The sequence below is a fragment of the Brevibacillus sp. SKDU10 genome, from assembly GCF_001645205.1.
Taxonomy (GTDB): domain Bacteria; phylum Bacillota; class Bacilli; order Brevibacillales; family Brevibacillaceae; genus Brevibacillus_B; species Brevibacillus_B halotolerans.
Genome location: NZ_LSSO01000184.1, coordinates 1 through 12,375, shown reverse-complemented (window position 1 = coordinate 12,375; position 12,375 = coordinate 1). Strand labels below are relative to the sequence as shown.

Genomic DNA, 12,375 nt, shown 5'->3' with positions numbered 1-12,375 from the left:
TAGTTTGTAAGAAATCGTACACTGTTAGATAGGGATACCTACTTAGAGTGCTCTTCTTTATGGAATTGATTCCTAATCTATCGAAAAATAAAAAGGAGGTCATTTCGTGCAATACTGCCAACTATTCGAAAAATATCAAGAGATTCGTTCTCTTACTCAAGATTATGAAGCATGGATGAATTCCTCTATTGGTGGAGACCTGTGGATTGATGGCTTGCAAGTTTTTTTGACGATAGAGCCTGCTGATTTTGAGTCTGCCTATAAACAATTTGTTGAAAATTATACATACGATTCACATTCTTTTATGCGATGTTTAACTTCCCTACATCAATTCACTGTTGGTTGTGCTAAAGAAAGTGAATTTGAGTTATACAAAGCACTCGCTTTGGGGATGACCTGGCTGTCTTTCTATCCTCATTATCAGAGTGATTTTTTTAATCTTTCTGGTCGTATTACCAATCATTCGATTGCATTGCTACTAAGCCCTACCTATCAGGCTATGTGGATTACCAGTTACAACGAAGGACTTACTCTGTACATTGCAGACAAAGCCAACTCCCATCTCTCTCTTTTCCGACCTGAGAATGATCTAATTTATCAGAATCATCAATATTTTCTCCAAACGAACTACGTCAATTTTCCTTATCAAAGTTATTTTCATGAAATGGCTCACATTCTGTTTTGTTATAACCTTTACGCGCATGTCTTAGCTAATGAAAATGAAAGAAATAACTATCTTTCCTACGTGGAAGAGGGGATTGTTACTCTTGAAAAAAAGGTACTTTCCGAATTAGTTGCTGTAAGAGATAGCCTGCATGTGATTCATGATGGATTTAATGGTTCCAGCTCCCCTGAATTCAGAGAATATAACCTTAGTGTTATACGTGGAGATATTTCTTCGATATCCGCTAGCTCTCTAAAATGGTTCACAAAGGCTTACATGCAAGTAGGAACAGAAAATAATTACACACCAAATAACTCAAACTCTGCTAACCAACTAATAGTAGCTAGTCATCCGCTTACAGAAGAGAAAACGTTTTCTATGATACCTCCTTGCCAGCCGCATATAGAAAATACCAAGCAGCACTGTCGATGGACAATTCGAAATGGAGCATATAATCATATTCCAGCCTATCGAGAAGTCATTGAATTAATGGCACCAGATTTGAATGATTTTGCAAAAGTACAAGAAGCTCTGCATCCAAGCACATATACCGCCTCACAGATATCCAAAGAATCTTTACCAGAGCCAGATTCAGACCAGCGAGAACAGAAAAAGCAATTATGGCGTTGGCGAGAAGCATATGCTCGTTTGGCTGAAATTCGTGGGTATATTGAAATGGAAGCCCCCCTCACAGATGCGATACCAGACATTCAACGTCGATTGCTGATCGTGGCGAAACGAAATGCTCATTATTTGAATACGTATTCCACAAAGGATAAATTATCGAAAAACCACACAGGCGAAATCATGTCGGTAGAAAATATGCGTAAAGAAATTCGCATTATTCTGTGTGGATTACGCCATACAGCTACTCGGGAATTACTGTTATCCATGTTTGACGAGCCATATATGCATGTGCTAGAAACAAGCTGATATTTTTATTAAAACGATAATTATTTATGTGAAAGGACTTTTTCTCTTCCTAGCGAAAAAGTTCTTTCACATGCTGTTGGTAAATCATGTACGTACTGTTCATATTTTCTGTTTTTATATAAAAGGGCGATCCAATCAGGCAAGACTTCCAATATGATTCCAATACTAGAGAGTGATCGCACTTATAGGCGAGTTGAATTCATATGCATCTAACAAAACTGATCGAATGGAGAGATGTATGATGGTTAAGCAGCATAGCAGGAAATACAGTATATTCATGTTTGTAGTAATCCTGACCATAGCTATTCTTTTTCCCACACCTTATACCTATAGTTCACCTGTAAAAGGACCTCTCTTGGGCCCAACAGACCCTAAAGAAGTAGAAGATTTTGCAGATCAGTTCTTTAATCAATCACATATTAAAAATCAGTTGGCGGGAGCTGTTTTTGTTATCGTCCGAGATGGCAGGATATTGCTGAATAAAGGGTACGGTTATTCTGATGTAGAAAAAAAAATAGCTGTCAATCCAAACCATACCATTTTTCCGCTAGCTTCTATTTCTAAAGTTTTTACATCTACAGGAATTATGCAGTTAGTAGAACAAGGAAAGCTCGATTTAGATGAGGACATACAAACCTATCTTGGGGACATAACGCTAAACAATAAAACCAATGACAAACTAACAATGAAGCACCTATTAACCAACACAGCAGGCTTTGATTTTACAGATAAGCTGGAATCTATCCATCACCGTAGTATCCCGCCGATCTCGTTGGATAAATACGTGAAAGAGAATATGCCTAGTATTGTCCGTAAACCAGGAGAAGCATTCCGCTACGATAACTTTGGCTTTAGTCTTCAAGGATACATTCTGGAGAAGTTGTCTGGTAAATCCTTCAACCATTACATGACCGAAAATATTTTTAACCCTTTGAAAATGGAAAATAGCAGCTTCTTACTTACACCGCAATTAAAAGCTAATTTAGCAACTGGTTATACTTCTAGCAATCAACCATTTCCTGTTTTTCTATCCAATCCGATTGAACAGCCTGAAGGAGGAATGGTTTCAACTGGGCATGACATGGCCCATTTTATGATGGCTCATCTCAATAAGGGTTGGTTTGAGGATAGAACAATCCTGAAACAGGATACAGCTCAAAATATGCATACCATTCACTATTCCGTTCATCCCAAGGTTCCAAATATGGCATACGGCTTTGAAACATACTACCATTCCAGTCACAATAATCAATTTGTTATAGGCAAAGGTGGAGATATACCCGGGTTCCATTCTTGGATGTGGCTGTTGCCAGAGCATAAGGTTGGTGGGTTTATTATTTTCAATAAAGATAAGGAGTTTCGCGAGGAGTTATTTAAAGCTTTCATGAATCACTATTACCCTATACCTGAGAAAAAACAGACCTATATGACATCCTCTCCTCAACAATTGAAACGCTTTGAGGGTACCTATCGGGATTTGCGGATAAATCCTTGGCTCACTAAAATTACAGCAACCTCACAAGGACAGCTAATAGCAGAAGATCCAATGGGGAAAAATATTCTTCGCCAGATCGATCCATTGCTGTTCAAGGACGAAAAAGGCACCTTTTTAGCCTTTAAGGAATCCGCTGATGGCAGCATAGGCTATTTGCAATATCATAATATGGTCAGTATGGCTCAAAAAATTTCTCCCTCTAAGCATTTTTCCGATGTTCCTCAGTCACACCCATATGCCGCATATATCAATGGCGTTCAAGACTTTGGCGTGCTCCGAGGAGATTCGAATCATGCCTTCCGTCCTTTATCCCCTATTACAAGAGCCGAATTTGCAGGTGATTTAGTGCGGCTTATTGGGGTTCGTGCCTCTACTAATCCTGTGACATTTATAGACTCTAAAAAGAGTCCATACGTAAAAGAAATTCAAGCTCTTGTAGAAGCAGATGTGTTAAAAGGAACCTCTACTACTAAATTTGAACCCAATCGTCCTATTACAAGACAGGAAGCGGCCGTTATTTTATTTGAGGTGTCCAAATCATTACTGAATGCTCAGCCTGTTAATGTTAACCTTAAAGGCGCCATTGATCCTTGGGCTACTCAAGCCGTTCAATATGTAGCATTTCATGGTCTATACGGACCTGAGGTTATTTCCTCCAAAAGCTTGATTGACTATAAGGCTAAGGAACCTCTACTTCGCCAAGAAGCTGCTGCCTTCCTATATAACTATGCACGGCATATTTTCAAAAAATAAGTAATCTCTATATGAGTATGGAATAAACATAAGGTTTTGATTGTGTTGAATGGAGTAAGGTTATCAAAAAAGGCCGTTTCCTTGAAAGCAAAGAAACGGCCTTTTGAAAAAAAGAACCAAGGAACCTACTTGTCCTCATTCATCCATTCCATTAAGGTTTTATCAAATAGCTGTGGTTCTTCAAACATAGGATTATGCCCACTATGCTCAAAAATCACTTTCTTCATGTTCCTATATGTGTCATCAAGTGAGTCCCATAGTGAAACGGGAGAAACCAGGTAATCATATCTTCCTAAACCAATGAATACTGGTTTTTTGAAATCAGTCAACGATTGTATTAAATTACGTTTTCCAAACTCTTCTCCCCACAGATGGTCCATAATTGGCATATTGGTATATACATTCTCCCACATATAAGCTGCATCAAATGTATAATCGTAAAAACTCTGAGCTCCCATGCGAATGCACATATGGACAAATCGTCTTTCAGGATCTTTTTGGATGTCACTTTCTAAAAATGCGATATCTGCTTCAAACTGCCGCTTTCTCTTTAAGCTGGCCGTTTTATAAAAAAATGCGGTGCTTTGCTGCTGTCTTTCTTGACTATTTGTAGGTGCTGAATTTAGTAAGACAACTTTCTGAACAGCTTCTGGATATTTCTGGGCATACGCTAAGGCCATAAAGGCATGTCCTGAATGTCCCAGTATAATAAAATCCTGCAATTCGAGTGTCTGTCTTACCCTTTCTATATCATCTAAAATTTTATCCAATTTATAATCTTCTGGTTCTAAAGCACGCGGTGGCTTAACAAATCCCCTATGGTCTAAAAAAATAAATTGAAATGTTTCAAATAGATTTTCTGAGAATAAACGTGGATAATATATGCTGCTCCCTACCACCAGAACTGGCTTTCCAAACCCTTTTATACAATAGTTTAATGTAAATCCATCGCTGGTTATACTTTTAAATTGGTTCATCTGAATAGCCCCCTTTTTTTGTTAAGAAGAGCTATTAAACCTCAAGCTCTCCTTTGAATCACTCCCTTTCCTGCTTCTAATCCCCTTATATTTTCCATTGAACGCTCTAACAATTTACATCACCTCAATCAATGGTGTGCTTCGATAGTAAAACATTTGGGATACGATAACATAATATCCCTATCTAGGAAGTGTAGCATATAAAAATACCTAAGAATAGGTACTTGGATTGAGAGCGATTCTTCGCTTACATACAACTCTTGCATGCAAAAAAGCTCCCTCTGGATGTGTCCAGAAGAGAGCCGTATTGATTTACTTACTTTCCGGTCTACTACATTTTTATTAGGTCATCGACATTTCCCTTATTAATCTGTGATACGTGTAATGGAGAGGTGTGCTACGGTTGGAGAGAAAGGCAGGAATGGATTGTTAATCACGCCAAGATTATAAGTTGTTCCGCCAGCACTTTGCGGATTTACAAGTCTAAGGGTAGTTCCTGCCGTTAAAAAGGAAGTAGTTGATCCAAAAATTGGGGCTCCTGCTATATTAGATGAAGAATCTATTGAGAATGAACTATCTTCCAAAGTAATATTAGTTAGGCAGTTCCCTTACTAGTTTTTAATACAAATGTTTCGCTGCAACAGTTGAACTTCATCAGCAATAGACTCCTACAATTGCAGAAGATGACATTTGTTCCCTAGAAAGCATTTTCTTGTTCCTAAGAAAATGCTTATTATTAGAATAATTCTTCCACGAAGTTCAAAATCTCCTACTGTCAGTCAGAATAACAACTGGCACAATCTGATAGTTTCATAGAGATGGCCTACTTTATTTATTAATACCAAATATGATAGCTATCCCAAAAGTTAAAAAACGCCATTCCTCATAAATTCGAGAAATAGCGCTTTGTCCCTCTCTCTTTTTATTGTAGATTGATTGTATAGTCTAAAATGGGCGAAAGAATTGATTAGGGACCTGTAATTTCTTAAACCCCAGGTTTCTGCTGTCGGTACTTCCTGTGTCCCAGCACCAATCGAAAGCTCTCGAAGGGATTGGGGTAACAAATTCGCCCGACCACGTACGTCCGAGACCACTTGTATCCTCAGCGTAGTAAAAGAATTTTCTACCGTTGGCCCACCCGCTCCAAACCTGCACTGTGTTCCCCGGATCCACCTGATACCAGCCCTTCTTTGACCACTTGTTGCTCCCCTCGCAGTTGGGATCAGAGTAGGCATAAACAATCTGCAAGCCTACGTTAATCCTGTTGGGGAAATGAAGACCTATCGTCGATCACTCCTCCCCCGTTATTGTCAGGCTGTATGTCATACGCGGAGAGTAAGGGGAAGTTTAGATAATTAATATGATCAAATCCCCATAATCGGACGTTTTTACTATCCTTCTAGTTAGTTCATTCTTATCATATTTATTTTACTCCTCGCTTTTAAGAAGCTATGTGAAGAATGATCTTTTATTATATCACTTCAGATGTATCTCCAATATATTACAATGCTATCCGCCTTCTATATGTCTTACTAGATTATTTTAATGGTGGCAATTTGCATCCATACCCTCTCCATCATTTTCAATATCAATAATTGCCGGTTTTTAGGACTTCTTGTCATACCTCTAGCCAATGTATGGAGTTGTTTTTTAAATTGAAACTCTATCCGGTCAACTATCCTGAAATGGTACTTATGCCCATGTCAATTTCCATCCCCATTCATACAGTGTAATTAACTAGGAGAAGGGGGTTTAAAATGAGAAAAATACCTGTTGAAGGTTTTCTATTTCAATCAAATGACTCCTCCGCAGAACATTCGCATGGATTATATATTACTTCTTGGAATGGTATGCCTGTACACCGTCATCCGTTTTCGGGAACTACATCATTTAATGATGGTCATGATCATCAATACATTGGGGTAACTGAACCAGCCCCAACAGGTGTTCCTCACGTTCATCGCTATTATACGATTACTTCATTTGATGATGGTCATTCTCATGTAATTGAAGGTACAACCGGCCCTGCAATCCAACTACGGCGTGGAGGACATATTCATTACTTTGAAGGGTATACAACAGTAAACGGAAGACGCCCTCACACCCATCATTACAAAGGAGCAACAGAAAATGAAATCCCTTAAACATGGGGACATGATTTGCCAAGTAGTATGATATTCATTCACATTTGGAATCTAATCAAGAAGTGAGCAAAAAAAGCTCACAATCATTTGTGAGCTTTTAAATACATAGGTTCTTGACTAACACTCGGATTCAGGAGTACTTCTTCTTTGTTTACTCCGTTTTGTTGCCCCTTCTAATACCTCTTCAAATGCATCTAAAATTTCAAGAAAATGTGATGCCTCTCTAAAAACATGATCGGCAAGAAGAGGAGGAATAATGCTCTTGATTCGACAAGCTTCGATTAGATCGCGAGCAGTTTTTTTAAAATCACGGAGTTGACGGACAGACACTCTATTCTGATCAACAAACTGCGATAGTAACGGAACAGTTTGAGATTGGGGACTCATGGAATCTAAATCAATGGCTTGGTATAGAAGTTGATCAAAGTCGTGGCTAAAGTCACGAGCTTGCTCAACCAATTTCCTTTCAGAAGGATCTAGTAAGTGATTAATGAATTTAGCATGATCAGCCATAATTTTAAGAAAGAAGACATTTTCATTAATAATGGCATCCGGCAAAGGATCTAGGGTTCCGGTGTTTAATTGTTCCAAACGCCTCGCAAAGTAAGCAGCTTCTCGGCTAACATGATCCACTAATAATGGAAAGTTATTACCTCCAATTTGACAGGAGATGATCAAACCTAATACCCTTCTTTTGAAAGCCCAAATTTGATTAACATAAGGAAGAATTTGAGCATTGAACTGACATATATATTGGGGGTCGGTATCTTCTGATAAGGAAAGGGCTTGAGCTTCTATATCTTCGAATATATGGTAAAAATACTCAGCTTCATTGATTAACTGGGTATCGTCACAATTAAAACCTAGCTTCAAAAAAAGCGAATGTTCCTTCATTATCCTAGACCAAAAACGAACTTCCTCAAGTGATCTAATTACAAATGCATCCGCCATCCAATGAATCCTCCCCAACATATGTATTTCTCTAAGTTTATGCAAGAGGCGTGTCTCAAATGTCTGTTGCTCACATTCATTATTGGATAGTCGATTAAATTACTTAATGCCACACACTGTAAAATTTACTTTATATCTGCTTGTTTATTAAGTTTTACTGAACACCTCTATCATAAACTAGTAGTTTTTAAATATTTAAAGCATAATTTTATTAGACATAGGCCTGTCAGTTACTTAGACAGGCCTATTTGACATCCTCTAGCATCCCAGAGTGACTAACCTTTACCTTTCAAAATAAAATTTTCACCTCTAAAAACTAATAGCATATGATACTGAGTTTTTTCGTAACAATTTGCTCGTTTATTTATAACTAACTATCAAAAAGTGGTACTTATTTTTCTCCACACTACCACATTCTTCAACAGGTATCGGTTAAAAATTCACATTGTCTTTGGTTTACAAAATGGTTTCAAATTGAGACATAGAACTCTTACAATTCTGTCATGTAAATGTAAGGTTATCCAATATGAACTATCGAGTAAATTAATTAAACTCTGTATCGAACCTAAAAAATTAGCTATTTTAAGTTCAATCAAGTCTTCTTGAGATTTTGTTACTTTTACAGTATTGATCTCAGTAGCTGCAAAGGTAGGAACGGCACTCCACCAACCTATTTATCCTTGCAAGATTTAAATCATTAACAATGGAAGACTATAGCAGCATAACAGTTCAATTGTTTATTTATAGCGCAGGGGTAATTGTGCTCTTCACTAAAGTTGCCGAAAAAATTCAAAATATTATAGACAAATTCAGAATATTTTTATAATATACAATTGTAAATAAAATACATATCAAGGAGTGAATTGGTAATGAAAAAATTAGTTGGCATTGCTTCAGTACTTGCTTTACTAGTATCGGCTACCCCCGCAATCGCAATGGAAATTCAATCTGAAAATACTGCTGTAGCAGTAGCTTCTATTATTAGTGACAGCCGAACATTAAAACCAGAAAAGAAATATGAGACACCTACTTTTAGAGCTTCCAGTAATACCTTGACTCTTACCGTAGATCAGTCATCCGACGGTTCTATAACCCATATTAAATATACCCTCTGGGATGATACTGGAAATCAGGTTGGTAAGGTATTTAATGTGAAAAAAAATGGAACTGCCTCCACTACATGGGATGTAAAAAAGGGAAAAAAATATACTTTAGAGATGCTCAATCGTAGTACACACAATGGTATTTTCATAGAAGCCACGACTGACTTTTCTATAGAATAGGTAAAGAAAAAAGAGACCTTCCTTCTATGATGGAACAGTCTCTTTTTTTGTCCCAAATGATAGTGATATGCTCTAGCAAAAGGAATGCTTATTTGTCAAATTAATTTCATTTTCGCAACCACTATGTTAGTTTAACCGTTAATTTATCAAAATTAACCACGGGTTTACATTCAAGCAATGTAAACAGATTATATATCACAAAAAATCCCCTTCTGGTGGATTATCTCTGTTCCCTTTACAATAAGGATATACAGCATAATTAACCGCAGGGGGTTTTATTGAAAATTTTATTCTTTCTAGTAAGTCTCTATTTCTTTTTTACCAAAAAACTGTTTCAGAGCCTTGTAAACCTCTCCTTTTTCCCGAATAATCGAGTACATGAATTTCGGATCTTTAATATGACGATATGCGGACATGAGAGTGCTGTGACGATTATACTGATTGAACTCCCTAAGATATATACGGACTAACCTTAAAAATAACTTACTTCTTATTATATTCATCACAAACTGATTATGTAGTAATATCCACTACATCCTCTACAGGTATCCACCAAAAATCCTCATCATTCTTTAACTTGATTTGTTTATACGTTGAATCAAACTTCTCTACCCAGCCCCAAGCAGATTCAATTACTCCTCTGCCCTCTTTTGTTTCTTTCCACCAGCTAATTGTTAATGCGTAGTCATACTGACGCGAGTCAGATATCCTGTAGCAAAACTCGGACAACTCATCCTCTTCAATGATCGGTTTCTCGATCAGTTTCTTATCCTCGTGATACTGACGTAACATTTCTGCATGTTCTGGCAAGATGAATTTCGTTACAAGTGGATCAAGAATTTTGCTAGCCATCAAAACATCTCCTTAAATACGAATATATGTTCTTATTTTATTAGATGATGAGGAGATTATACAATGGTTAGAATTGGTACTTTAGTCCGATATACATTAAAATCCATATTTTGTAATATATTCTTGATTTTGGAAAATTAAATATGGAGGTAATACGTTTATGAAGAAGTTTGCAACTACTGTAGTTACAGCTATGAGTGTGCTTAGTCTTCTCTCTATTTCACTTCCTACTAGTGCTTATGCAGAATCCAACCCCGCAGTAGAACTAAAAGGGGAAAATAATCAAGACATTCGAGTAAATATCCCTGATGACCTCCGCGGTAAAGTTTCTGAAGAAGAAATTAATGCAATTGTAAAGCAAGCGGGTGATGCTTCTGAGATTACCATTCATGATGTGTTTGAAGCTGAAAATTCTACTCCCCGGTCTACTCCCAAAAGCAACACCACCCCAAGCGAGATCGCTCCTCAAGGAGTGTTTACTTATTATGATTCTCCTGTGTTAAGAACGACTCGAAGCGATCAACCAACCCAAGCAATACAAATTATTTCGGTGGCGAGAGGCCAAACAATAACCCTTACTTCAAAAGAAGCAAGTAAGGTAAGTTCCCAAACTAGAATAAAGTCAAGCGTTACAGCAGGAGCAAATACTCCAGCATCAGCAGCTAGTGAAGTTGAATCACAAATTGGGGTAGAAGTTTCCAAAGAGTTCACTGTACAAGAAGAATTCAAAGGACCTTCAGAAGGCTCTGCATATAACACTCGTGTCTTTTACTGGACTGGCTTTTATGACGAAGGCACGTGGACAATGGACGAGAGAAATCGCTTTACTGATAATATAGTTGCTACTCACAAAGGTAATTTTAAGAAGCCCACAAGATGGTTACAATGGTCTCAGGACTATAAATAATAAAGAGAATGCGCCTTCTGGCGCATTTTTGATTTTTCTTAATTTTGTTATTATGGAATCAATTAACTATTTAGGGAGGGCGATACATATGGAGAAGAAACCTTCACTTTATTCTCTACTTGGCTTGGTATTGTTATTATATTTAGCATTGATTGCCACTTGGTATTTATTTTTACACGTTAACCCAGTAGATAAAACGGTTTATGTTAAGGATTCTAAGGAATCACGAGTCCACATTTCAACAACACAATCTGGGGATATATGGATATACAACGAGGATGATGCGACTATTAGTTTTATCGAAAACCCAAAAACAACCAAAAAAATTAATGTAATCAACTATGATTTTCGCAATCCAGGCAGATACAGATAAGGGAAACCCTACTTTTTTTAAGAGAAACATAATAAGTTAGATAAAAAAACAGAAAAGCCCTCCAACGGTTTAATTTCCGCCGGAGAGCTTTTCTGTTTTTTTATGACTTATTTATTTGATAAAGGAATATCTAAACTACCTGCTTTTCCCTTAAGGCTTACCCAAGAATTAACCGTTTTCTTTAGACCATTAAGTATGACATATTCCACTTCCCAATCAGATTTCCAACCTTTTCCATCACTAATCAAAGTTAGGGACCGAATTTCCCCAACATCTGTTCCAGAAAGATAGAACGTTTCAAGATCTCCTTGTTCAAAAGTACCATTTAACTCTTTCGTAAAAGAACCTTTCGATCCCCTGATAGTAACTTTAATATTTGAGTCAGTTCCCGCATCTGTAGATTCAGAGGTCTTAATTTCCAAAGTGTAATTTTTTTGAGCTTTTTGAACTTCTGAAACCTGATGAGCAGCAAACGAAGATGCAGGAGCGACTGACAACAAAACAGCAACAGCAGCTAACACTGGAGCAAATTTTTTCATAGAATAACCTCCATTTAATTAATATAATTACAGTAAAAATATACCACTAATTTTAAAATAAGTAAATTATAAATAATGAATTTTTTGGTAATATATCAATTTTTTATATTAACGAAAGATAGTCACTGAAAATAAGATAGAGCTTTTATTAATTTCATAGAAAGTATTTTATATAGCCCTCCAGTCTAATTTCAGTCAGAGAGCTTTCGCATTATCTTTGCCTACTAAATCAAAATAAAAAGGGGGTTACTATGAAGTTTGGAATGCGGAAACCAAGTTTAAAGAAGCGTATAGCAACTAGGACAAGCCTAAAAAGACAGTTAGTACATCGAGCTGGATTGAAGATGCCAAGAGGTTGGGGATGGCTCAGAAACCCTAAGAGGCATGCTTATAATAAAGTTTACAACAGGACTACGTTTGATATATTTAAGGTATTGGTAAGTTGTTTAAATAGCAATAACCCTCTAGGGCTTCCTAGGGGGGTTTTCTGTGTATAAATGATTT

At 37.0% G+C, this 12,375-nt stretch carries 11 protein-coding genes and 2 pseudogenes; 7 read left to right on the top strand and 6 right to left on the bottom strand.

Annotated elements, in window-relative coordinates:
• Positions 1-106: 106 nt before the first annotated feature.
• Both AYJ08_RS17480 and AYJ08_RS17475 read left to right on the top strand, forming a co-directional pair.
• Positions 107-1,597, top strand: coding sequence for a hypothetical protein (locus AYJ08_RS17480; RefSeq protein ID WP_064018792.1), 1,491 nt, complete (start codon positions 107-109; stop codon positions 1,595-1,597).
• 277 nt (positions 1,598-1,874) lie between these two features.
• Complete coding sequence (locus AYJ08_RS17475) at positions 1,875-3,845, top strand: serine hydrolase domain-containing protein (protein WP_231929147.1); 1,971 nt, start codon at positions 1,875-1,877, stop codon at positions 3,843-3,845.
• Between the two features lie 125 nt (positions 3,846-3,970).
• On the opposite strand, the gene AYJ08_RS17470 is transcribed toward AYJ08_RS17475, so the two are convergent.
• Both AYJ08_RS17470 and AYJ08_RS24980 read right to left on the bottom strand, forming a co-directional pair.
• Positions 3,971-4,822, bottom strand: coding sequence for an alpha/beta fold hydrolase (locus AYJ08_RS17470; RefSeq protein ID WP_064018790.1), 852 nt, complete (start codon positions 4,820-4,822; stop codon positions 3,971-3,973).
• A gap of 945 nt (positions 4,823-5,767) precedes the next feature.
• Complete coding sequence (locus AYJ08_RS24980) at positions 5,768-6,106, bottom strand: DUF1036 domain-containing protein (protein ID WP_082891013.1); 339 nt, start codon at positions 6,104-6,106, stop codon at positions 5,768-5,770.
• 473 nt (positions 6,107-6,579) lie between these two features.
• Here AYJ08_RS24980 and AYJ08_RS17460 point away from each other — a divergent pair, with 473 nt between their 5' ends.
• Entirely contained in the window at positions 6,580-6,966 is a 387-nt protein-coding gene (locus AYJ08_RS17460; RefSeq protein WP_064018788.1) for a YmaF family protein, read from the top strand.
• 117 nt (positions 6,967-7,083) lie between these two features.
• Here AYJ08_RS17460 and AYJ08_RS17455 read toward each other — a convergent pair whose 3' ends face one another.
• Positions 7,084-7,917, bottom strand: coding sequence for a DUF2935 domain-containing protein (locus tag AYJ08_RS17455; protein WP_064018787.1), 834 nt, complete (start codon positions 7,915-7,917; stop codon positions 7,084-7,086).
• Between the two features lie 869 nt (positions 7,918-8,786).
• Between AYJ08_RS17455 and AYJ08_RS17450 the strand changes: the two genes are divergently transcribed.
• Positions 8,787-9,200: a hypothetical protein gene (locus AYJ08_RS17450; RefSeq protein WP_064018786.1), complete on the top strand. Its 414-nt coding sequence runs from the start codon at positions 8,787-8,789 to the stop codon at positions 9,198-9,200.
• Positions 9,201-9,496: 296 nt separating this feature from the next.
• Here AYJ08_RS17450 and AYJ08_RS24575 read toward each other — a convergent pair.
• Positions 9,497-9,649: pseudogene (locus tag AYJ08_RS24575) on the bottom strand (sporulation protein YhbH); the annotation flags it as partial.
• Positions 9,650-9,713: 64 nt separating this feature from the next.
• Positions 9,714-10,052, bottom strand: coding sequence for a YolD-like family protein (locus AYJ08_RS17440; RefSeq protein WP_064018784.1), 339 nt, complete (start codon positions 10,050-10,052; stop codon positions 9,714-9,716).
• 160 nt (positions 10,053-10,212) lie between these two features.
• Between AYJ08_RS17440 and AYJ08_RS17435 the strand changes: the two genes are divergently transcribed.
• A complete protein-coding gene (locus AYJ08_RS17435; RefSeq protein ID WP_064018783.1) occupies positions 10,213-10,959 on the top strand; it encodes a hypothetical protein in 747 nt (248 codons plus the stop codon).
• Positions 10,960-11,047: 88 nt separating this feature from the next.
• Entirely contained in the window at positions 11,048-11,332 is a 285-nt protein-coding gene (locus tag AYJ08_RS17430) for a hypothetical protein (protein WP_064018782.1), read from the top strand.
• A 107-nt stretch (positions 11,333-11,439) separates the two neighbouring features.
• Here AYJ08_RS17430 and AYJ08_RS17425 read toward each other — a convergent pair whose 3' ends face one another.
• Positions 11,440-11,871, bottom strand: coding sequence for a PLAT/LH2 domain-containing protein (locus tag AYJ08_RS17425; RefSeq protein WP_064018781.1), 432 nt, complete (start codon positions 11,869-11,871; stop codon positions 11,440-11,442).
• 251 nt (positions 11,872-12,122) lie between these two features.
• On the opposite strand from AYJ08_RS17425, the pseudogene AYJ08_RS24570 reads away from it, so the two are divergent.
• A pseudogene (locus AYJ08_RS24570) lies at positions 12,123-12,325 on the top strand (hypothetical protein).
• Positions 12,326-12,375 lie beyond the last annotated feature (50 nt).